The organism is Cupriavidus sp. FW305-26 (genome assembly GCF_058787975.1).
This window is the reverse complement of the sequence record NZ_JBYTAH010000080.1, coordinates 1-21,344: the sequence shown is the minus strand read 5'-3', so window position 1 is coordinate 21,344 and position 21,344 is coordinate 1. Positions and strand designations below refer to the sequence as shown.

The window sequence follows — 21,344 nt, the reverse complement described above, 5'->3', positions numbered from 1 at the left end:
TCCCATGCCAGCCGTAGAGCCCTCCCTGATCGAACGCATCATCCGTGACGACGTACGCGCCATGGGCGCCTACCACGTGCCGGATTCGCACGGTCTGGTCAAGCTCGACGCAATGGAGAACCCGTACCGGCTGCCTCCCGCTCTGCGCCGCGAACTGGCCGAGCGCCTGGGCGAGGTTGCGCTGAACCGCTACCCGGTGCCCAGCAGCGAAGCGCTGCGCGCCAAGCTGAAGACCGTGATGCAGGTGCCGGCCGGCATGGACGTGCTGCTCGGCAATGGCTCGGACGAGATCATCAGCATGCTGGCGCTGGCCGCGGCCAGGCCCGGCGCCAAGGTAATGGCGCCGGTGCCGGGCTTCGTCATGTACGCAATGTCGGCGCAGTTCGCCGGCCTGCAATTCGTCGGCGTGCCGCTGCGCGCGGACTTCACGCTCGACCGCGCCGCCATGCTGGCGGCGATGGCCGAGCACCAGCCCGCCATCATCTACCTGGCGTACCCGAACAACCCCACCGGCAACCTGTTCGATGCCGCCGACATGGAGGCCATCGTCCGCGCCGCCCAGGGCGAGGTCTGCAACAGCCTGGTGGTGGTGGACGAGGCCTACCAGCCGTTCGCGCAGCACAGCTGGATGCCGCGCCTGACGGAATTCGGCAACCTTTTGGTGATGCGCACCGTATCCAAGCTGGGCCTGGCCGGCATCCGCCTGGGCTACCTGGCCGGCGCACCCGAATGGCTGTCGCAGCTGGACAAGGTGCGCCCGCCGTACAACGTCAACGTGCTGACCGAAGCCGCCGCGCTGTTCGCGCTGGAGCACGTGTCGGTGCTGGACGAACAGGCCGCCCAACTGCGCGACGAACGCGCCCGTGTGGCCGAAGGCATGGCCGCGAATGCGGGCGTGACGGTATTCCCCAGCGCCGCCAATTTCCTGCTCGCGCGCGTGCCGGATGCCGCACAGACGTTCGACCGGCTGCTGGCCCGCAAGGTATTGATCAAGAACGTGAGTAAAATGCACCCGTTGCTGGCCAATTGTCTGCGCGTCACGGTCAGCACCCCCGAAGAAAACGCGCAGTTCCTTGAGGCATTCGCAGCGTCGCTGCAGGATTAACACCATGCGTGTTGCAGAGGTCACCCGCAATACTTCGGAAACGCAAATTCGCGTTTCCCTGAATCTCGACGGCAGCGGCCGCCAGAAACTGGCGTCCGGCGTGCCGTTCCTTGACCACATGCTGGACCAGATCGCCCGGCACGGCATGTTCGACCTGGAGGTCGAAGCCACCGGCGACACGCATATCGACGACCACCACACGGTGGAAGACGTGGGCATCACGCTCGGCCAGGCGGTTGCCAGGGCCATCGGCGACAAGAAAGGCATCACCCGCTACGGCCACAGCTATGTGCCGCTGGACGAATGCCTGTCGCGCGTGGTGATCGATTTCTCCGGCCGTCCCGGCCTGGAATTCCACGTGCCGTTCACGCGTGCGCGCGTGGGCAGCTTCGACGTGGACCTGACCATCGAGTTCTTCCGCGGCTTCGTCAACCATGCGGGCGTGACCCTGCATATCGACAACCTGCGCGGCATCAATGCCCACCATCAGTGCGAAACCGTGTTCAAGGCCTTTGGCCGGGCATTGCGCATGGCGGTGGAGCTGGACCCGCGCGCGGCGAACACGATCCCGTCGACCAAGGGTACGCTCTGACCTTTCCACCACGGTAGGCGTGCCGGCTGGTTGCGGCGCCCGCTGACCTTCCAAGCCTGAACCTGGCCAGCGATGCTGGCGACCCGCAACCGATGGATACGCTCAAGTCGTTTATTTCGCTGCTGGCGCTGATCAACCCGATCGGGGCGATCCCGTTCTTCATCAGCCTGACCAGCCTGCAGACGGAAGCGGAAAAGCTGCGTACCATCAAGATCGCATCGGTTTCGGTGGCGATCGTGGTGGCGGTGTCGGCCTTGCTGGGGCAGCAGATCATCGAGTTCTTCAATATCTCGGTGGCGTCGCTGCAGGTGGGTGGCGGGCTCATCATGATCATGATGGCCATGAACATGCTGAACGCGCAGACCAGCCGCACCAAGGCCACGCCGGAAGAAGAGGACGAGGCCGAGGTAAAGTCCAGCATCGCGGTGGTGCCGCTGGCGCTGCCGCTGCTGACCGGGCCGGGCTCGATCAGCACGGTGATCGTCTATGCCGGCAAGACCCAGCACTGGTACCAGTTGCTGATCCTGGTCGGCCTGGGCGTGGTGATCGGTGCGGTGGTGTACCTGGTGTTCCGCGCGGCCGACCCGATCGCCCGGGTCATCGGCCGCACCGGCATCAATATCGGCACGCGCCTGATGGGGCTGATCCTGTCGGCGCTGGCCGTGGAATTCATTGTGGACGGGCTGAAGACATTGTTGCCTGTTTTGAAATCATGACTACCATAGCAATTGTGGATTACGGCATGGGCAACCTGCGCTCGGTGGCGCAGGCGCTGCGTGCCGCGGCGCCGGAAGCGGACGTGCGCGTGGTGGATGCCCCCGAAGGCATCCGCTCGGCGGACCGCGTGGTGCTGCCCGGCCAGGGCGCGATGCCCGACTGCATGTCGGCGCTGGGCGCGTCCGGGCTGCAGGAGGCGGTGGTGCAGGCCGCCGCCAGCAAGCCGATGCTGGGTGTGTGCGTGGGCGAGCAGATGCTGTTCGAGTTCAGCACCGAAAGCCGGGCCGGCGCGGACCGTACGCCGGCGCTGGGCCTGATGCCCGGCCAGGTGGTGCGCTTTGCGCTGGACGGCATGACGCAGCCCGACGGCTCGCGCTACAAGGTGCCGCAGATGGGTTGGAACCGGGTGCGCCAGGCCAGGCCTCACCCGCTGTGGGACGGTATCCCGGACGACAGCTGGTTCTATTTCGTCCACAGTTACTATGTGCAGGCGCAGGACCCGGCCCATGTTGCCGGTGAAACGGAATACGGAGTCGTATTTACCAGCGCGGTAGCGCGCGATAATATTTTCGCGACGCAGTTCCACCCCGAGAAGAGCGCGGCCCTGGGCCTGCAGCTGTACCGGAACTTCGTCCACTGGAAGCCCTGACCCGATTCGTTTTTTTACCGATCATCGACCGCTAACTCGACCCGTCACCCGACCTGTTTCCGATCGACTATCGACCCGACCTGACCGGCAGCGCCGGTCTCGCTCAATCTCTATCACTCAACCACGCTCGTCACGCATATGTTGCTCATTCCGGCCATCGACCTGAAGGACGGTCAGTGTGTACGCCTCAAACAAGGCGACATGGACCAGGCCACCGTCTTTTCCGAAGATCCCGCCGCCATGGCACGCCACTGGGTGGAGCAGGGCGCCCGCCGCCTGCACCTGGTGGACCTGAATGGCGCGTTCGTGGGCAAGCCCCGCAACGAGGAGGCCATCAAGGCCATCATCGCCGAGGTCGGCGACGAGATCCCGGTGCAGCTGGGGGGCGGCATCCGCGACCTGAACACCATCGAACGCTGGCTGGATGACGGGCTGTCGTACGTCATCATCGGCACCGCCGCGGTGAAAAACCCCGGTTTCCTGAAGGATGCCTGCTCGGCCTTCGGCGGCCATATCATCGTCGGCCTGGATGCCAGGGACGGCAAGGTAGCGACCGACGGCTGGAGCAAGCTGACCGGCCACGAGGTGGCGGACCTGGCACGCAAGTATGAAGACTACGGCGTCGAGGCCATCATCTACACCGATATCGGCCGCGACGGCATGCTGCAGGGGATCAATATCGATGCCACCGTCAAGCTGGCGCAATCGATGTCGATCCCGGTGATCGCCAGCGGCGGGCTGTCCAACCTGGCCGACATCGACAATCTCTGCGCGGTCGAGGGCGAAGGTGTCGAAGGCGTCATTTGCGGCCGCGCGATCTACTCCGGGGATCTCAACTTTGCCGCCGCGCAGGCACTGGCGGACAAGCTGCGCGACGGGCAATAAGGCAACGCGCCGCGGGCGCAGCCGCCGCCAGACTGGAGCTGGCGGCGGACAAGGAATCTCATGCTAGCCAAACGTATCATCCCCTGCCTGGACGTGACCAACGGGCGGGTGGTCAAGGGCGTCAACTTTGTCGAGCTGCGCGACGCGGGCGATCCCGTGGAAATCGCGCGCCGCTACGATGAGCAGGGCGCCGATGAAATCACATTCCTGGACATCACCGCGACCAGCGACGGGCGTGACCTGATGCTGCACATCATCGAGGATGTGGCTTCGCAGGTCTTTATTCCGCTGACGGTGGGCGGCGGCGTGCGCACGGTCGAAGACGTGCGGCGCCTGCTCAATGCCGGCGCGGACAAGATCAGCGTCAATTCGTCGGCCATCGCCAATCCGCAGCTGGTGTCGGATGCGACTGCCAAGTACGGCTCGCAATGCATCGTGGTGGCGATCGACGCCAAGCGCAGTTCCGCCCCGGGCGAAGCGCCGCGCTGGGAAGTCTTCACCCACGGCGGGCGCAAGGCCACCGGGCTGGATGCGGTCGAATGGGCGCGCGAGATGGCCGCGCGCGGCGCCGGCGAGATCCTGCTGACCAGCATGGACCGCGACGGCACCAAGAGCGGTTTCGACCTGGAACTGACCCGCGCCGTCAGCGACGCGGTGCCGGTGCCGGTAATCGCCTCGGGTGGCGTCGGCGGCCTGCAGGACCTGGCCGATGGCATCACCCGGGGCCGCGCCGACGCGGTGCTGGCCGCCAGCATCTTCCACTACGGGCAACACACCGTGGGCGAAGCCAAGGCATTCATGGCCCGCGAGGGCATTCCCGTGCGGATCTGATCATGGCAAAGAAGTGGCTCAACAAGGTCAAATGGGACGATAACGGCCTGGTGCCGGTGATCGTGCAGGAAGTCGGCTCGAACGACGTGCTGATGTTCGCGTTCATGAACCGCGACGCGCTGCAGCGCACCGTGGAGCTGGGCGAGGCCGTGTTCTGGTCGCGCTCGCGCAAGCGCCTGTGGCACAAGGGCGAAGAGTCCGGCCATGTGCAGAAGGTGCACGAGATCCGCCTGGACTGCGATGAAGACGTGGTGCTGCTCAAGGTGACCCAGATCGACAATATCGCCTGCCATACCGGGCGCCATTCCTGCTTCTTCCAGAAGTTCGAGGGCGATGTGGAAGCCGGCGACTGGCAGACAGTCGAGCCGGTGCTGAAGGACCCTGCCCAGATCTACACCAAGCCATGAGCGACAACCAACTCAGCAGCAATGATGTCCTGGCGCGCCTGGCCGAAGTGCTGGAATCGCGCAAGCCCGCCAACGGCGGCGACCCTGACAAATCCTATGTGGCGCGCCTGTTCAGCAAGGGCGACGACGCCATCCTGAAGAAGATCGGCGAGGAAGCCACCGAGACCGTGATGGCCGCCAAGGACGCGCGCGCCGCCGGGCAGACTGGCGCCGAGGCCGGCAAGGTGGTTTATGAAGTGGCCGACCTGTGGTTCCACAGCATGGTATTGCTGGCCAACTTCGGCCTGACGCCGGCGGATGTGGTCAACGAGCTCGCGCGGCGCGAGGGGCTGTCCGGCCTCGAGGAAAAGGCCCGGCGCAAGGACTAGCTGGCGCAGGCGCCGGCCGGTCTTCCGCCTGCCCGCAAGGCAGGCTTCTAACCAAGGGCAATGATGGCGAACGACTACACCGGGCAGGTCACCACCCCCAGCGGCGAGCAGTTGAGCAGCCTGCGCAAGCTGCTGCACATCCTGTATGCCCTGTATGCGATCTTCTGGCTGACCGGCGGCATCACCGCGCTGATCGCCATCGTGATCGACTACGTCAAGCGCGACGACGCGCGCGGCTCGCTGTATGCCTCGCACTTCGCCTGGCAGATCCGCTCGTTCTGGTGGTCGGTGGTGTGGGGCGTGCTGGGCGGGGTGTTGTTCGCGACAGTCGTGCTGATGCCGCTGGCCTTTGCCGTCTGGGGCGTGCTGTCGCTGTGGATGCTGTATCGTATCGTCAAGGGCTGGCTGTACCTGAATGACAGCAAGCCGATGTACCCGGATCAGCAGTTCTGATCCCGGGCGCGTGAAGCTGACACCGGGTGCCGCGGCCGTCGCAATGAAATCTTCATGAACGCTCAGGATAATTGCATCTTCTGCAAGATCGTGGCCGGACAGCTACCGTCGCGCAAGGTCTACGAAGACGACGATATGGTGGCCTTCCACGATATCCATCCCAAGGCACCGGTACACTTGCTGGTCGTTCCCAGGTCGCATGTCGACTCGCTGGCCGATTGCGGCGCCGGCGAAGGGGAGCTGCTTGCTAGAATGATGCTGAAGGTGCCTGAACTGGCGCGGGCGGCAGGCTGTGCCAACGGATTCCGGACGGTGATCAACACCGGCCCGGACGGCGGCCAGGAGGTCTACCACCTGCATCTCCATGTGTTGGGCGGGCCGCGCCACGAGTGGAAGGGACCGCTGCCCTGACCGGCAGCTTTTGGCATGGGAGTGTCCGCGGCGGCAACGCCTCGGGCAGAAGCTGCGTCGGCAACCGTCGCCCGGCGCGGCCATAACGGGACGGAACAACGGGTCCGGGCATATCTGATTGCGCCCGCGGCTTCATCAGGAGCAAGAAATGGGTTCGTTTAGCATTTGGCACTGGCTGATCGTGCTGGTGATCGTCATGCTCGTGTTCGGCACCAAGAAACTGCGCAATATCGGCCAGGACCTGGGCGGCGCGGTCAAGGGCTTCAAGGACGGCATGAAGGACGGCGAGGGCAAGGCTGCCGCCGATCCCGCCCAGTCCAAGGAACTGCGCGACTCCACCACCATCGACGTCGAAGCCAAGGAAAAGACCCGCCAGCAGTAATCCGGCGGTGTGCCATCCCTTCTACGCAAACCTCGCTGCCTGCGTGTCGTCCCGCGCCTGCGCTTTTCCGCATGTTGTCCGCATGATGTGTCCGCATGATTGATCTCGGCATTTCCAAGCTGGCGCTGATCGGCGCCGTGGCACTGATCGTGATCGGTCCCGAACGGCTGCCCAAGGTTGCGCGCACTGTGGGCGCGCTGGTCGGCCGGGCGCAGCGCTACATCAACGACGTCAAGGCCGAAGTCAGCCGCGAGGTTGAACTGGAAGAACTGCGCAAGATGCGCACGGAATTCGAGGACGCCGCGCGCGATGTCGAGCGCACCATCCATAAGGAAGTCAACGAGCAGACCCAGGCGCTGAACGAAGCCCTGGGCGGTGCCGAGGGGACCAGCGGCGGCGGTAGCGCCGACGCCGGCGGCGGCTTCGTGCCAAGCTGGGATGCGGCCCACAAGGCGCACAACGGGCGCAAGAGCTGGCGCGTCAAGCAGGGCGCTCGCCCGCTCTGGTTCAAGCGCCAGCACAATGTCCGCGTCTGGGTGCAGTCGGGCGCGGCGCGCGTCAAGCGCCACCGGCCGGTCACCCGGCCATCCCGATCCTTCTTCGAGTGAGCATGCGCCGCAGCATCACCTTGCCGGCCGTCGTTCCGGCCGCTGCCGTCGTGGCTGCAGTCCTGGTTGCATTCGCGCGCCGCCGCGTTGCGGCCCCATCGATCCACCTTGCCAGCCCCCGCGGCTGAGCGGTTCACGCCATGAGCGACACCCGGTCCCCAGATCCCCAAGACCCGCAAGACGAGTCGCAGCAGGAAACCTTTATTTCCCACCTGGTCGAACTGCGCCAACGCCTGGTCAAGGCGGTGGCCGGCATCATCCTGGTCTTCGTCAGCCTGGTCTACTGGGCCCCGGTGATTTTCAACCTGTTTGCCGCGCCGCTGATGGAGTCGCTGCCCAAGGGCGGCAAGATGATCGTGACCGATGTCACCGGCTCGTTCTTCGTGCCGATGAAAGTCACCTTGCTGGTGGCCTTCCTGATCGCGCTGCCGTGGGTGCTGTACCAGGTCTGGCAGTTTGTCGCGCCCGGCCTGTACCAGCATGAGAAGCGCCTGATCCTGCCGCTGGTATCGAGCAGCTATTTCCTGTTCCTGTGCGGCGTGGCGTTCGCGTATTTCCTGGTGTTCCCCACGGTGTTCCATTTCATGGCGCACTACAACGCCCCGCTGGGGGCGGAGATGTCGACTGACATCGACAAATACCTCAGCTTTGCCATGACCACTTTCCTGGCCTTCGGCATCACCTTCGAGGTGCCGGTGGTGGTGATCGTGCTGGTGCGCTTTGGCGTGGTGGAGCTGGAAAAGCTCAAGCAGATCCGCCCCTATGTGATCGTGGGGGCCTTCATCATCGCTGCCATCGTGACCCCTCCCGATGTGCTGTCGCAGCTGCTGCTGGCCGTGCCGCTGGTGGCGCTTTATGAACTCGGACTGCTGCTGGCGCGCTTTGTCGGCCGTCCGTCACCTGAAGCGACTGCTTCAGGGGAAACGCAGCCCGACTAATTCGGCTGAGGTAGGTCTTTCGTATCTGCCAATCCCCGTTTTTGCACCAAAACGGGGATTTTCCCTCCCATTCCTGTTGCTCCCCCACAACAAAAACCGCCAGTAAGCATGGTTTACGCCGAAAAAGCCTTCTGACGGCCGGGGGGGCTGGCACATAATACGCAGCAGACGTGAATGTAAATGCGTCGCCCAAGTACTTGGGCAACCAAGATTTCCCAATCAGTTGACAAGGAAAGTGTCGATATGAAGATGAAACTGTTTGCTGCTGCCGTCGCCGCTCTGGCCGCTGGTGGCGCCTATGCCCAATCGAGCGTAACCCTGTACGGCGTGGCTGACGTCGGCCTCGAGTACGTCAACAACGCTAACGCCGCTGGCGACGACCTGTTCCGCATGTCGTCGGGTAACCAGTCCGGTTCGCGCTGGGGCCTGCGTGGCGTGGAAGATCTGGGCGGCGGCCTGAAGGGCGTGTTCGTGCTGGAAAGCGGTTTCGACCTGGACACGGGCAGCAATGCCACGAGCCAAGGTGGTCGTCTGTTCGGCCGTCAAGCCTACGTCGGTCTGCAAAGCCAGTTCGGCTCGCTGCTGCTGGGCCGTCAACAAACGTCGTTCTATGACTTCGGTCTGCAGTTCGACCCGATGGCCATTTCGTCGCGTTACGGCATCCTGTCGCAAGACAGCGCCTTCGCTTCGCGCGCTGACAACACCGTCAAGTACATCGGCAAGTTCGGTGGCCTGACCGCTTCGGCCTTCTACAGCTTCAACAACAACGGCCAGGAAGTCGCCGGCGCATTCCGCCGCGGCCAACAGTACGGCGCGCTGGTGAGCTACGCAGCTGGCCCGTTCGCGGTTGGTGCTGCTTATGACGAAATCCACGGCTCGACCACCGGTACGCCTCCCGTCGATGCAAGCGGCCAGCGTACTCGCCGTGCTACCGTTGGCGCCAACTACGCCTTCGGTCCGGCCAAGGTCTACGCCGGCTATCGCTGGGCCAAGGCCTTCGACGGCGCTGCTCTGACGGGCGGCACGACGGTTGACAATGGTGTCCTGACCACGTCGACGGCTTCGAACCTGTACTGGCTGGGTCTGGGTTACCAACTGACCCCGGCGTTCTCGCTGTCGGGCGCTGCGTACTACCAAGACTTCCGCAAGAGCGAAGCCGATCCGTGGCAGTTCGTGATCACGGCCGACTACGCGCTGTCGAAGCGTACCGACGTGTACACCTCGCTGTCGTACACCCTGAACGACAAGGGCTCGGCCCTGGGCGTGAACGGTTTCAACACCGCCACCACCACCAACGTTCAGGCGAACAAGGATCAGTTCGGTGCTGTGGTTGGTCTGCGCCACAAGTTCTAATCTGACGCGGGTGTAAGCCCGCTTAGGATTGGCTTGAACCAAGAGGCCGGCATCCCAAGGATGCCGGCCTCTTGTCTTTTGTGGCACCAAATGCTGGTACAGGCTGTTGCGCTGTTATCGTGCTGTGCCAGCCATGCCGCGCCTGGATGGCCGGCCAGAGGGCGGGTGGCGTGGGTGCAGCGCGGTGTGCCGGCGTTCTGCTTCGCGGCGATGTGGATCAGGCGCGGCGTTGCTCATGTCGATCGTGACCCGGTATGCACGTCGATCACGCCCCCCGGGCGTGAGTTTGCGCCTGCCAGTGACGGCCCCTGGTTCCACCGCCGCGATCCGGCAGCGCGGCGCGGCATTCCGTGACCGTTGCCTCGATGCCAAGGGCAGCAGCTGCGTCAGGCATAAAAAAACCCCGCCATCCAAGGCGGGGTTCCGTCTTCAGGGCCGTGTCGTCGTGCCCAGCCTCACTCTTCCTCTTCAAACGGCAGCGCGCGGCGCGGCGGCGGAGGCCGTTTGCCGATCGTCACCGTCAGGTCCGTTGCCTTGCCGCGGCGGATCACGGTCATCTTGATGTCCACTCCCGGCTTGAGCTGGGCAATCGCATTGAGCAGCGCGGTCGTGTCTGTGATCGACAAGCCATCCACCTTGGTCAGCACATCGCCGGGCTTCACGCCCGCCTTGTCGGCCGGCCCACCCTGGACCACCGCGGCGATCAGTGCGCCTTCCTTGGCATCGAGGCCGAACGATTCGGCGATCTCGGGCGTCATGTCCTGCGGCTCGACCCCGATCCAGCCGCGCGTCACGCTGCCGGTGGAGATGATCGATTCCATCACCTGCTTGGCCGTTGACACCGGAATCGCAAAGCCGATCCCCAGCGAGCCGCCCGAACGCGAGTAGATCGCCGTATTGATGCCCAGCAGGTTGCCCTGCGCATCCACCAGCGCGCCGCCCGAGTTGCCCGGGTTGATGGCCGCGTCGGTCTGGATGAAGTTCTCGAAGGTGTTGATGCCAAGGTGGCTGCGACCCAGCGCCGAGACAATGCCCATCGTCACCGTCTGGCCGACGCCGAACGGGTTGCCGATGGCCAGCACCACGTCACCGACCTTTACGTTCTCGAGCCGGCCCAGCGTGATCGCGGGCAGGTCCTTGAGCGTCACTTTCAGCACGGCCAGGTCGGTTTCCGGGTCGGAGCCCACCACCTTGGCGTTGGCCTTGCGGCCGTCGGTCAGCGCGATCTCGATTTCATCGGCGCCGTCGACCACGTGGTGGTTGGTTAGAATGTAACCCTCGGCGCTGACAATGACGCCGGACCCCAGGCTGGAGACCGGCTCCTGCCGCTCAGGCAGGCGGTCGCCAAAGAAGAAGCGGAACCACGGATCCTCGGCCTGCGGGTTGGGCGAGCGCTTGTTGCCGTTCTTGCTGGTAAAGATATTGACCACGGCCGGCATGGCCATCTGGGCGGCTTCGCTGTAAGACCCTTCGGCGGCAGGACCGGACACGTTGGGCACGACTTCCTTGAGCGCCACGATGGGCGAACCGGACTGGACCGCGACGCGCCCCCTCTGCAGCCAATCAGGCTTGAGCGTTGCCACGACGAACCAGACCGCCAGCACGACGGTGACAGCCTGGGCAAAGAACAGCCAAAAGCGCCGCAACATATTGGAGTTTTGAGCAGAAAATGAAAACAAAAGAGCTTGAATTGTACTTGAATGACCTGTTGGAAGTTTCCCGCTACAAGGACTATTGTCCCAACGGGCTGCAAGTGCAAGGTCGCTCGGAGATCACACACATCGTGACGGGAGTGACTGCAAGCCTGGCATTGGTCGATGCCGCAATCGAAGCGGGGGCCGACGCCATCCTCGTCCATCACGGCTACTTCTGGAAAAACGAAGATGCACGCGTGGTCGGGCAGAAGCACGCTCGTCTGAAGCGCCTGCTTGGCGCGGACGTCAACCTGTTCGCCTTCCACCTGCCCCTGGACAACCACCCGGAGTTCGGCAACAACGCCCAGCTCGGGCTGCAGCTCGGCTTTACCCCGACCGGCCGCTTCAGCGACGACCAGCTCGGCTGGACCGGCACGCTGCCCGCGCCGATGCCGCTCTCTGCGCTGGCCGCGCACGTTGGTGGCGTACTGGGGCGCGAGCCGCTGGCCATCGGTGAGCCGGACCAGATGATCCGCACCGTCGGCTGGTGCACGGGCGGGGCGCAAGGCTATTTCGATGCCGCGGTGGCCGCGGGTGTCGATGCCTACCTGAGCGGCGAAGTCTCGGAGCAGACCACGCACCTGGCGCGTGAAAGCGGCGTGGCTTACCTTGCCGCCGGCCATCACGCCACCGAGCGCTACGGCATCCGCTCGCTGGGCGAGCATGTGGCCGAACGCTTTGGCCTGCTCCATACGTTTATCGATATTCCTAATCCCGTCTGATCTGACGCAAAACAAAACGGCCCCATCGGGGCCGTTTTATCTTCCGGGGTCGGCGCGCATATGGCGCACCAGTCAGCGGGTCTTCAGGCTGTCGCGGATTTCACGCAGCAGCACGACTTCCTCGGGCGGTGCGGCGGGCGCTGCTTCCGGTTCCGCGGCGCGCATCCTGTTAAAGGCACGCACCATCAGGAAGATGATGAAGGCCAGGATCAGGAAGTTGACAACGATGGTCAGGAAATTGCCGTAGGCGAACACGGGCACGCCGGCCTTCTTCAAGGCATCGAGCGTAGTGGGAGTTCCGGGTGGGGGATCCGCCAGCACGATGAACATGCTGGAGAAGTCCAGCTTGCCGATCACGCGGCCTACCAACGGCATGATCAGGTCGCTGACCACTGAATCCACGATCTTGCCGAAAGCCGCGCCGATGATCACACCGACCGCGAGGTCGATGACGTTGCCGCGTACGGCAAAGGTTCTGAATTCCGAGATCATGCCCATGGGGGGTTCTCCTTCTTGTCGCTAGCGATGAACGGTTTCAAGCTCGAAGCCTGCCGCATCACTCACCGGAAAGCAAGCACCGAAGCCGCTTTCCGGGTTGCACGTCCGATAATCGCGCATGGCCGTGGCATTTTCTGCCTATCTAGTGCGCTGGTGTCTAAGGTACACTTTATGGTTGACGCAAAATCTAAATTGACTTCCCCTGGGGTTTGGAATGAGTGACCAGCAAGACGTGAAGAGCGTGGATAAGGGTCGCCGCAATTGGTTGATCGCGACATCCGTCGCTGGCGGCGTCGGAGGCGTAGCGGTAGCGGTTCCTTTCGTCAGTACTTTTGCACCATCGGAGAAGGCCAAAGCCGCGGGTGCTCCAGTCGAGGCGGATATTGGCGCGCTGAAGCCAGGCGAGATGATGACTGTCGAATGGCGCGGCAAGCCGGTCTGGATCATGCGGCGCACGGACGAACAACTGGCGTCGCTGAAGAAGACGGACGGCGAGGTGGCCGATCCCAATTCCGAGATTGCATTCACCATGCAGACGCCTGAATACTGCAAGAACGAAACCCGTTCGCGCGCAGAACACAAGGACGTCCTGGTCGTGGTGGGTATCTGTTCCCACCTGGGCTGCTCGCCGTCGGGCCCCTTCGCTGCCGGTGCCAATTCCCAGCTCGGCTCCGATCCCGGTTTCCTTTGCCCCTGCCACGGGTCGACCTTTGACCTCGCCGGGCGCGTCTTCAAGAACAAGCCGGCTCCGCAGAATCTCGATGTTCCCCCCTACCAGTTCCTGACCGACAGCAAGATCGTGATCGGCAAGGACGAGAAAGGAGAAGCCTGATCATGGCGGCCGAAAAACAAGTCAAGACGACCGGCCTGCTGGGCTGGATCGACGCCCGCTTCCCCGCAACCCAGCTGTGGGAAGACCACCTCTCCAAGTACTACGCGCCGAAGAACTTCAACTTCTGGTACTTCTTCGGTTCGCTGGCGCTGCTGGTGCTGGTGATCCAGATCGTCACCGGCATCTTCCTGGTGATGAACTACAAGCCCGACGGCACTCTGAACGCCGCCGGCATTCCCGTGGCCTTCGCCAGCGTGGAATACATCATGCGCGAAGTCCCCTGGGGCTGGCTGGTGCGCTACATGCACTCGACCGGCGCCTCGGCCTTCTTCGTGGTGGTCTACCTGCATATGTTCCGGGGCCTGCTGTACGGTTCGTACCGCAAGCCGCGCGAGCTGGTCTGGATCTTCGGCTGCCTGATCTTCCTGTGCCTGATGGCGGAAGCCTTCATGGGCTACCTGTTGCCATGGGGCCAGATGTCGTACTGGGGCGCCCAGGTGATCGTGAACCTGTTCTCGGCGATTCCCGTGATCGGCCAGGACCTGTCGCTGTTCATCCGCGGTGACTACGTGGTGAGCGATGCAACGCTGAACCGCTTCTTCTCGTTCCACGTCATCGCCGTGCCGCTGGTGCTGCTGGCGCTGGTCATTGCCCACATCATCGCGCTGCACGAAGTGGGTTCGAACAACCCGGACGGCGTCGAGATCAAGGCCAAGAAGGATGAGAACGGCATCCCGCTGGACGGCATCCCGTTCCACCCGTACTACTCGGTGCACGACACGCTGGGCGTTGCCGGCTTCCTGCTCCTGTTCTCGGCCGTGATCTTCTTCTTCCCGGAAGTGGGCGGCTATTTCCTGGAACACAACAACTTCTTCCCGGCTGACCCGCTGAAAACCCCGCCGCATATCGCGCCGGTGTGGTACTTCACGCCGTTCTACTCGATGCTGCGTGCCACCACGTCGAACTTCCTGCCGATCCTGTGGGTGTTTTTCGCGCTGCTGCTCGGCATGGTGTTCCTGCGCAGCAAGGATGCGCGCGTGAAGATCGGCGCCATCGCCGTCGCGGTGATCCTGGCCGTGGGCTTCTACTTCATCGACGCCAAGTTCTGGGGCGTGCTGGTGATGGGCGGCTCGGTGGTGATCCTGTTCTTCCTGCCGTGGCTGGACCACTCGCCGGTCAAGTCCATCCGCTATCGTCCTGCCTTCCACAAGACCATCCTGACCGTCTTCGTGGTGGTGTTCCTGGTGCTCGGCTATCTTGGCGTGCAACCGCCGTCGCCGGTCGGTGAGAAGGTGTCGCAGCTCGGTACGCTGCTGTACTTCGCCTTCTTCCTGACCATGCCGCTGTGGAGCCGTGTCGGCGAGTTCAAGCCGGTCCCGGAGCGTGTCACGTTCCACCCGCACTGAGCGAAGCGAACCCCGACAAGAGCACAAGGACACAAGATGAAAAAGCTGCTTTCGATCCTCGCGCTGGCCGGCGCCTGCTTTGCCGGCGCGCCTGCCATGGCATCCGAGGGGGGCTTCCCCCTTGAGCCGGCACCGGTGAACACCGCTGACCTGTCGTCGCTGCAGCGCGGCGCCAAGCTGTTCGTCAACTACTGCCTGAACTGCCACGGCGCATCGATGATGCGTTACAACCGGCTCAAGGACATCGGCCTGACCGACGACCAGATCCGCGAGAACCTGCTGTTCAGCGCGGACAAGGTTGGCGAGACCATGACCATCGCCATGCAGCCGAAGGAGGCCAAGGCCTTCTTCGGTGCGCAGCCGCCGGACCTGTCGGTGATCGCCCGCGCCCGCGGTGACGACTGGCTCTACACCTACCTGCGCACGTTCTACCGTGACGACAGCCGCGCCACCGGCTGGAACAACCTGGTGTTCCCGAGCGTCGGCATGCCGCACGTGCTGTGGGAACTGCAGGGCCAGCGCGCCGCCAAGTTCACGGAAGTGGAAGAGCACGGCGAGAAGGTGCACAAGTTTGCCGGCTTCGAGCAACTGAGCCCGGGCAAGCTGAGCAAGGTCGAGTACGACCAGGCCGCCGCTGACCTGGTCAGCTTCCTGGACTGGATGGCCGAGCCGGCGCAGAACCACCGCAAGCGCCTGGGCGTCTGGGTGCTGCTGTTCCTGGGCGTGTTCACTGTCTTTGCCTGGCGCCTCAACGCCGCGTACTGGAAGGACGTGAAGTAAAGGCATGCCAGGGCCCGAATCCGGGCCCGGACAAGGCAAAGGCCAGGGGTGGCCGCTGCGAAAGCAGCACCGCCCCTGGCCTTTTCTCTTGGAAAACCTGCCGAAGCGGGCCAATAAAGTGCGTCATTTGCCACTAATTTGCTTTCTGGTGGTCGACTTTGGCAGAATGGCAGACCTTACTGTCCGACCCTGCTTCGGCTAAGCCCAAGGAATCCAACCATGATGGTGTTGTATTCGGGTACGACTTGCCCGTTTTCCCAACGTTGCCGCCTTGTCCTGTTTGAAAAGGGCATGGATTTTGAAATCCGCGACGTCGACCTGTTCAACAAGCCCGAAGATATTTCGGTGATGAACCCGTACGGCCAGGTGCCCATCCTGGTCGAGCGCGACCTCATCCTGTATGAGTCGAACATCATCAACGAATACATCGACGAGCGCTTCCCGCACCCGCAGCTGATGCCGGCCGATCCGGTGCAGCGTGCCCGCGCCCGCCTGTTCCTGTTCAACTTCGAAAAGGAACTGTTCACCCACGTCTACACGCTGGAGAACGAAAAGGGCAAGGCCGCGGAGAAGAACCACGAACGCGCCCGCGCTGCGATCCGCGACCGCCTGACGCAGCTCGCGCCGATCTTCGTCAAAAACAAGTACATGCTGGGCGAAGAGTTCTCGATGCTCGACGTCGCCATCGCGCCGCTGCTGTGGCGCCTGGACCACTACGGCATTGAGCTGTCGAAGAACGCCGCGCCGCTGCTGAAGTATGCTGAACGCATTTTCAGCCGTCCCGCGTACATCGAAGCGCTCACCCCGTCCGAAAAGGTGATGCGCCGCTAACCGGCACCGGCCCGAAGGCATCCGCCCTCGGGCCACTACGGCGCCATTGGAAGCACAATGCCTGAAACCTCCACCAAGCCCTACCTGATTCGCGCCATCTATGAATGGTGCACGGACAACGGCTTCACGCCGTACATCGCCGTCTTCGTCGACGCCAACACCAGCGTGCCGCGCGAGTTCGTCAAGAACAACGAGATCGTGCTCAACGTCAGCTTCGACGCCACCAGCGGCCTGGACATGGGCAACGAGTGGATCACCTTCAGCGCACGCTTTGGCGGCGTCTCGCGCAAGATCGACGTCCCCGTCGAGAACGTGCTGGCCATCTACGCCCGTGAAAACGGGCAGGGCATGGCCTTCCCGGTCGAACGCAGCCTGCCGGAAACCCAGGCCGCCACCGAGCGCGAAAACAACCCGCCGCCCAAGCTGGCCCCGGTGGAAGCCGAGACCTCGGCAACTACCACCGACTCCGGCCCCGGCGACGACGACACGCCACCCCCGGTGCCCCGCATCGGCAGCAAGAAGCCCGCATTGAAAGTGGTGAAGTAAGCCATCCCAAAGCGGACCGCAATGCAGTAGAATCGCGGTCTGCACCAGACATGCCGGCTTAGCTCATCAGGTAGAGCAGTTGATTTGTAATCATCAGGTGGCGGGTTCGAGTCCTGCAGCCGGCACCATATAAAACAAGGGGTTACGTGAATTTCACGTAACCCCTTGTGCTTTCTGGGCGCTGAAAAGTACATTTTCGGTACAGTCAGCTCTCAGAACAGGTACATGGCAACCATCGTCAAGACACCTTCCGGCACCTGGAAGGCGGTCATTCGCAAGATCGGCTGGCCGACCACGGCCAAGACATTTCGCACCAAGCGCGACGCCGAGGATTGGGCGCGACGGACCGAGGATGAGATGGTCCGAGGGGTGTACCTGTCTCGCGCACCGTCTGAAAAGCTCACCGTATCCGCTGCCTTGAAGCGTTACATGGAGGAGGTGTCGATCACTAAGAAGCCCACCACCCAGCGCAGCGAGCGCTTTACCTCCCAGCACTTGGATGCCTTCTTCGGGAAGTATTCAATGGCGGCAGTCAGTGCCGACCTGGTGGCCAGGTACCGTGATGAGCGTTTGGCTGCTGGAAAGTCGAACAACACGGTGCGCATCGAGTTGGCGATGCTTGGGCACCTTTTCCGCATCGCGATCCAAGAGTGGGGCATCGGGCTAACCTTCAATCCGGTCGCAAACATCCGAAAGCCTAGTCCTGGGCCAGGACGCAATCGCCGCCTGAGCGCTGACGAGCAGAAGCTGCTGTTCACCGCCGCGGAGTCGCACAGCAACCCCATGCTTGGATGGATCGTTCACCTCGCAGTAGAAACTGGAATGCGGTCCTCCGAGATCACAGGCCTGCGCCGTTCCCAGATTGACCTGCGGCGGCGCGTTGTAACGCTCGTGGATACGAAGAATGGAGCTGCCAGGGTGGTGCCTCTGACGCGTGCTGCCACCGCGGTTCTCCAGCAGGCAATCGACAACCCAGTTCGTCCCATTGACACGGATCTCATCTTTTTTGGTGAGCCGGGTAGGGATGGTCGGCGCGCGCCCTACGTATTCCAGAAGCTTTGGGCCCAGATCACCGCAGACATAGGCCTCGGCGACCTGCACTTCCATGATCTGCGGCATGAGGCCGTGAGTAGGCTGGTGGAGGCAGGGCTGAGCGACCAGGAGGTGGCGGCAATCAGTGGCCACAAGTCGATGCAGATGCTGAAGCGATATACGCATCTTCGCGCCGAAGATCTGGTGGTGAAAATGGATCGGCTAGGGGCTAACTGAACGGCCAAGCGAACGTGGTCAACCGGCTCGCACTGGAGACGCAACCGCTTCGGTTGGTGGTTAGGGCGTGGACTGACTTGCGTCCATTGCCTGTGGATATCCTGTGAAGATGCTGGGGATATTTCCCCCTATTTGGGGACGTTTCACCCCCTAAACTGGGACATATGACCCCCTAAATGGGGACATATCGCCCCGCATTCCCAAGCCAGGCAAGGGTTTCAGTGACGTAAACGTTGTTTAAAGGTTTACTAAAAGTTGTTGATAAGGAACGTGGCCTGCAGGCACCGGCATGATCGCCGCCGTCTACCATATGTCCCCAAATAGGGGGGCGGATGAGCGTTAGTTTCCGAAGATCGTAATGGTCGTGACACAAATAACCAAATAACGCGGCCCATTGGCAATTTAAGTGCTGTTTTCTGCCGTGTGCCCGCATTCCTCCCCCTTGATGGGGACAAATTACCAATCGGGAGTGTGATCGAAGTGACTTAGGCCTGACTTATGGCCACGGTCAAGATCGACAGAGCCTGCTCATTTGTAGGCGGAATACAGCGCCAAAGCAGCGTACCGACGAGCCTGTTGTGGCCTCCATTCGAGAAGATGCAAGAACGGATTCTCAACGAACATGCCTACGTTAAAGGGCCCGTGAGGGCGGTACGCATGCTGGATTGCCTGGCGGTGGCGTCGGTCTGATGAAATTCTCTCCTGCTCTAGCCCCACGATGTAGCTCGACAGGTCATCAAAAACGCCCCAGGCGCGTAACAGAGGATGGAGGCCTGCTAGTGCAAGCCTTACGCATAGGTACGCCCTTAGCCCATGCTCTGCCAGAAAGCCACGGGCATGGCCTTTCAGGCGATATAGGACCAGCGCTCGACTAAGGTCTTCGATCGTAGTGGCCACGCCGCAATCGTAGTTGCCATACAGGCGCATTTCCAAGTCAGTGACAACGACTTCGAAGTCCGCTGTAGGTCCCCAGGTCCCGTCATATTCGCCTGCGAGCGGGAAAAGGTCCCAAAGCCGCTCCGCCGCGTGTTCGTGGCCCCAGAGCGCCGTCCATAGATTGGCTGGCCCTTGCCAAAACAGTTCAGTCACGCCTAGGTAGGGATGGTACTCGCACCCATACTTCGGCTGCTGCGAGAGCACTGCATACGCGCGGGCTACCGGGCGCAACCCGCTAGGAGCTGTCACAGCTGCGTAGTAGCGATCGTCGGGAAACAATTCATGCAAAAGGTCCAGGGATTCCCTGGTCAACGCCGCATTGCCCTGGAAATTTCTTCTCCACTTCCGAGATCGCTGGGTACCCCAATCGACCAATGGGTGATCAACGAGGTTGATGAAGCGATTGAGCAACGGAATGTCGACATCGCCGAGGCTTTCCACCATGGCGCGTTCACGCAGCCACACCAGGGTTTCGGCAAGACGACTGGTGCGATCTTTCGCGCAATCTTCGATGGCCGAAGCAATGGGTGCGGACGCTCCTGGAGTGGACTTGAGCTTGACTTCGGCGCACAGGATGCCGTCCTCGGCCCCAGAGTTCGGGCGGTTCGGCATTAGAAAATGGACGACATCCGATCGCGGAGCCGGCTTGGTCCGATCTTGCTTGAGCCGCCATTTTTTGGCGCCGATGGCAGTTCCCGGCAGCTCCTTGGTTGACTGATAGATGTAGCAGAGCAGCTCTCCAAAGTCGCCGGCCATGGTGGAACCAGGATCCGGCAGCTTCGAGGCCAGGATGTCGCCTTGTGGGATGCCCAGCTCGTTGGATCGCTGGGTCAGCACTGCGTCGGTGATGTAGCAACGCCGAACGGCGATGGCCAGATCAGCGGCCAGTTGCTGGGCTTGTTCTGCGGTCAATCTGACCAGGACGTAAGGCTGTTCCTGCTGGTGAGGGAACCACCCGATGGAAGTGTTGAAGTCAAATCCCAGTTCATCCATGGCAGAGCTTTAGGGTTAAAAGCGGCACGTGTGGGTGGGTCCCCCGTCATCGTGCCGGCCGGCGACAGGGAATGACGATGGCCTCGCTGTTGTCGACGTGAAATTTTAAGCGCTCGAAGAGAATAGCGCAGGTCGGCGCCGTCCGCGGCGGCAAGGATATTGACATGCGTGCTGGCATGGCGAACGCTTCCGCGCTGGCATTGCTGGACGGTAGGCGAGGGACAGCTTCAAGGCGGCGGCGCGAGGAGAATGGCGTCCGCTCGTTGAGAAAGCGGCGGACATTCGTAGAAGTAAGCTGGAGTGACCGCTTGGCTGACAATGGTCCAATCTTTCACAACGCCGCAACTGGTGCTGCTCGAGGGGCCATCATTGGACTCGGCACACTACTACCATCCGATTTTGCCGCAAGTGGAGTCTGAAAGGCGTTATCGAGGAACTCCGGCCATTGCGGCAAAAGGTCGTTCCTTGTCCTCCGGCGAGTCCAGGTCGATACGCCGACGGATAGCACGCGCGTCCATACTTGGCTGAGTGAAAAGAGCCTCGACGCGAGCCCGGGCGGCACACAGCTCGTCCTTTAGGGCATCCGAGCGCTTCGTGCTGCGGCCGATGCGGACTGTCTCGAATTTAGGCGATTCGTCCGAGAAGGCAATGTCCACCAGGATATTAGCCTCTGCCCTAGCGCGCGCAAACGATGAGTCTTTTCCAGGAGGACGCTGTTTTTTCGGTTGCGACATTGGGTGCTTTGCCATGAGTGTCGTCAGTCTAGTTAATGCTACCTGAGTACGGGCCGGACTACGCAGAAACCGAACGGCGGCGATACGACATGCCGCCCTCCCGATTTGCGCTGAGTTTTCACCCTCGGTACCCGGGGGCGACTAACCTTGCAGAGAAGGGCTTCGCCCAGGCTGGACTCACGGAGAAAAAGGGCAGCCGAGGCGGACAATTCGAAGACTGATCCTGCGCTCAGCATCTACTGCGTCGGTCGCGGATGTCGCCATACCCAAGGCTGAGATCAGTGCACTAGCAGTACACCCGTCAGTTTTCTCCGCCTTCGCTCAATTGCGCTAAGTTACTGAATCTAAAGTACTTTCACTTTCGCTCTCATTCGCCAACTTTCTTTTAAATATCAGTAACTTAT

Annotated in this window: 24 protein-coding genes and 1 tRNA gene; 22 read left to right on the top strand and 3 right to left on the bottom strand. The window is 62.3% G+C overall.

From position 1 onward, the window contains the following. The first annotated feature begins 4 nt into the window (after nt 1-4). The 14 genes from hisC to AC3WQZ_RS30430 all read left to right on the top strand — a co-directional run bounded on the left by hisC (nt 5) and on the right by AC3WQZ_RS30430 (nt 9,699). Nucleotides 5-1,105, top strand: a complete 1,101-nt coding sequence (gene hisC / locus AC3WQZ_RS30495; RefSeq protein WP_010812331.1) for a histidinol-phosphate transaminase — start codon at nt 5-7, stop codon at nt 1,103-1,105. A gap of 4 nt (nt 1,106-1,109) precedes the next feature. Beyond that, entirely contained in the window at nt 1,110-1,697 is a 588-nt protein-coding gene (gene hisB / locus AC3WQZ_RS30490; RefSeq protein WP_010812330.1) for an imidazoleglycerol-phosphate dehydratase HisB, read from the top strand. Between the two features lie 92 nt (nt 1,698-1,789). Further along, the gene (locus AC3WQZ_RS30485) at nt 1,790-2,413 is read left to right on the top strand and encodes a YchE family NAAT transporter (protein WP_010812329.1); all 624 of its coding nucleotides are present in this window, start codon (nt 1,790-1,792) and stop codon (nt 2,411-2,413) included. After that, entirely contained in the window at nt 2,410-3,063 is a 654-nt protein-coding gene (hisH, locus tag AC3WQZ_RS30480) for an imidazole glycerol phosphate synthase subunit HisH (protein WP_010812328.1), read from the top strand. The genes AC3WQZ_RS30485 and hisH overlap by 4 nt, the downstream gene beginning before the upstream one ends. A 138-nt stretch (nt 3,064-3,201) precedes the next feature. Beyond that, complete coding sequence (gene hisA, locus AC3WQZ_RS30475; protein WP_010812327.1) at nt 3,202-3,948, top strand: 1-(5-phosphoribosyl)-5-[(5-phosphoribosylamino)methylideneamino]imidazole-4-carboxamide isomerase; 747 nt, start codon at nt 3,202-3,204, stop codon at nt 3,946-3,948. A gap of 60 nt (nt 3,949-4,008) precedes the next feature. After that, a complete protein-coding gene (hisF, locus tag AC3WQZ_RS30470) occupies nt 4,009-4,779 on the top strand; it encodes an imidazole glycerol phosphate synthase subunit HisF (RefSeq protein ID WP_010812326.1) in 771 nt (256 codons plus the stop codon). 2 nt (nt 4,780-4,781) lie between these two features. Continuing rightward, complete coding sequence (hisI, locus tag AC3WQZ_RS30465; RefSeq protein WP_010812325.1) at nt 4,782-5,186, top strand: phosphoribosyl-AMP cyclohydrolase; 405 nt, start codon at nt 4,782-4,784, stop codon at nt 5,184-5,186. Beyond that, nucleotides 5,183-5,554 (top strand): phosphoribosyl-ATP diphosphatase, encoded by a 372-nt coding sequence (locus tag AC3WQZ_RS30460; RefSeq protein WP_010812324.1) that lies wholly within the window; start codon nt 5,183-5,185, stop codon nt 5,552-5,554. The genes hisI and AC3WQZ_RS30460 overlap by 4 nt, the downstream gene beginning before the upstream one ends. A gap of 60 nt (nt 5,555-5,614) precedes the next feature. Further along, nucleotides 5,615-6,007 (top strand): DUF4870 family protein, encoded by a 393-nt coding sequence (locus tag AC3WQZ_RS30455; RefSeq protein ID WP_010812323.1) that lies wholly within the window; start codon nt 5,615-5,617, stop codon nt 6,005-6,007. 54 nt (nt 6,008-6,061) lie between these two features. Beyond that, complete coding sequence (locus AC3WQZ_RS30450; RefSeq protein ID WP_011616140.1) at nt 6,062-6,418, top strand: histidine triad nucleotide-binding protein; 357 nt, start codon at nt 6,062-6,064, stop codon at nt 6,416-6,418. A 148-nt stretch (nt 6,419-6,566) separates the two neighbouring features. Then, the gene (tatA, locus tag AC3WQZ_RS30445; protein ID WP_010812321.1) at nt 6,567-6,800 is read left to right on the top strand and encodes a Sec-independent protein translocase subunit TatA; all 234 of its coding nucleotides are present in this window, start codon (nt 6,567-6,569) and stop codon (nt 6,798-6,800) included. 95 nt (nt 6,801-6,895) lie between these two features. Next, nucleotides 6,896-7,408 carry a Sec-independent protein translocase protein TatB gene (tatB, locus tag AC3WQZ_RS30440; RefSeq protein WP_010812320.1) on the top strand — a complete coding sequence of 171 codons (513 nt, stop codon included), beginning with the start codon at nt 6,896-6,898 and terminating at the stop codon, nt 7,406-7,408. Between the two features lie 140 nt (nt 7,409-7,548). Then, on the top strand, nt 7,549-8,346 hold the full coding sequence (gene tatC, locus AC3WQZ_RS30435; protein ID WP_010812319.1) for a twin-arginine translocase subunit TatC: 798 nt from the start codon (nt 7,549-7,551) through the stop codon (nt 8,344-8,346). A gap of 243 nt (nt 8,347-8,589) precedes the next feature. Beyond that, on the top strand, nt 8,590-9,699 hold the full coding sequence (locus AC3WQZ_RS30430; RefSeq protein WP_010812318.1) for a porin: 1,110 nt from the start codon (nt 8,590-8,592) through the stop codon (nt 9,697-9,699). Between the two features lie 455 nt (nt 9,700-10,154). On the opposite strand, the gene AC3WQZ_RS30425 is transcribed toward AC3WQZ_RS30430, so the two are convergent. Then, nucleotides 10,155-11,348: a Do family serine endopeptidase gene (locus AC3WQZ_RS30425; protein ID WP_010812317.1), complete on the bottom strand. Its 1,194-nt coding sequence runs from the start codon at nt 11,346-11,348 to the stop codon at nt 10,155-10,157. A gap of 20 nt (nt 11,349-11,368) precedes the next feature. Here AC3WQZ_RS30425 and AC3WQZ_RS30420 point away from each other — a divergent pair, with 20 nt between their 5' ends. Continuing rightward, entirely contained in the window at nt 11,369-12,115 is a 747-nt protein-coding gene (locus tag AC3WQZ_RS30420) for a Nif3-like dinuclear metal center hexameric protein (protein ID WP_010812316.1), read from the top strand. A 72-nt stretch (nt 12,116-12,187) separates the two neighbouring features. On the opposite strand, the gene mscL is transcribed toward AC3WQZ_RS30420, so the two are convergent. Then, nucleotides 12,188-12,613 carry a large conductance mechanosensitive channel protein MscL gene (gene mscL, locus AC3WQZ_RS30415; protein WP_492301824.1) on the bottom strand — a complete coding sequence of 142 codons (426 nt, stop codon included), beginning with the start codon at nt 12,611-12,613 and terminating at the stop codon, nt 12,188-12,190. A gap of 214 nt (nt 12,614-12,827) precedes the next feature. Here mscL and petA point away from each other — a divergent pair, with 214 nt between their 5' ends. The 7 genes from petA (at nt 12,828) to AC3WQZ_RS30380 (ending at nt 18,277) form a co-directional block, all read left to right on the top strand. Then, nucleotides 12,828-13,445 (top strand): ubiquinol-cytochrome c reductase iron-sulfur subunit, encoded by a 618-nt coding sequence (gene petA / locus AC3WQZ_RS30410; protein ID WP_010812314.1) that lies wholly within the window; start codon nt 12,828-12,830, stop codon nt 13,443-13,445. Between the two features lie 2 nt (nt 13,446-13,447). Further along, entirely contained in the window at nt 13,448-14,851 is a 1,404-nt protein-coding gene (locus AC3WQZ_RS30405; protein ID WP_011616138.1) for a cytochrome b, read from the top strand. 36 nt (nt 14,852-14,887) lie between these two features. After that, complete coding sequence (locus tag AC3WQZ_RS30400) at nt 14,888-15,631, top strand: cytochrome c1 (protein WP_010812312.1); 744 nt, start codon at nt 14,888-14,890, stop codon at nt 15,629-15,631. A 219-nt stretch (nt 15,632-15,850) separates the two neighbouring features. Beyond that, on the top strand, nt 15,851-16,462 hold the full coding sequence (locus AC3WQZ_RS30395) for a glutathione S-transferase N-terminal domain-containing protein (RefSeq protein WP_010812311.1): 612 nt from the start codon (nt 15,851-15,853) through the stop codon (nt 16,460-16,462). Nucleotides 16,463-16,519: 57 nt separating this feature from the next. After that, nucleotides 16,520-17,008: a ClpXP protease specificity-enhancing factor gene (locus AC3WQZ_RS30390; protein WP_010812310.1), complete on the top strand. Its 489-nt coding sequence runs from the start codon at nt 16,520-16,522 to the stop codon at nt 17,006-17,008. 52 nt (nt 17,009-17,060) lie between these two features. Then, a tRNA-Thr gene (locus AC3WQZ_RS30385) sits at nt 17,061-17,136 on the top strand. Nucleotides 17,137-17,233: 97 nt separating this feature from the next. Beyond that, nucleotides 17,234-18,277, top strand: coding sequence for a tyrosine-type recombinase/integrase (locus tag AC3WQZ_RS30380; protein WP_492301822.1), 1,044 nt, complete (start codon nt 17,234-17,236; stop codon nt 18,275-18,277). A gap of 528 nt (nt 18,278-18,805) precedes the next feature. Here the strand turns inward: AC3WQZ_RS30380 and AC3WQZ_RS30375 are convergent. Then, complete coding sequence (locus AC3WQZ_RS30375; RefSeq protein WP_492301820.1) at nt 18,806-20,206, bottom strand: Hachiman antiphage defense system protein HamA; 1,401 nt, start codon at nt 20,204-20,206, stop codon at nt 18,806-18,808. Nucleotides 20,207-21,344: the final 1,138 nt, after the last annotated feature.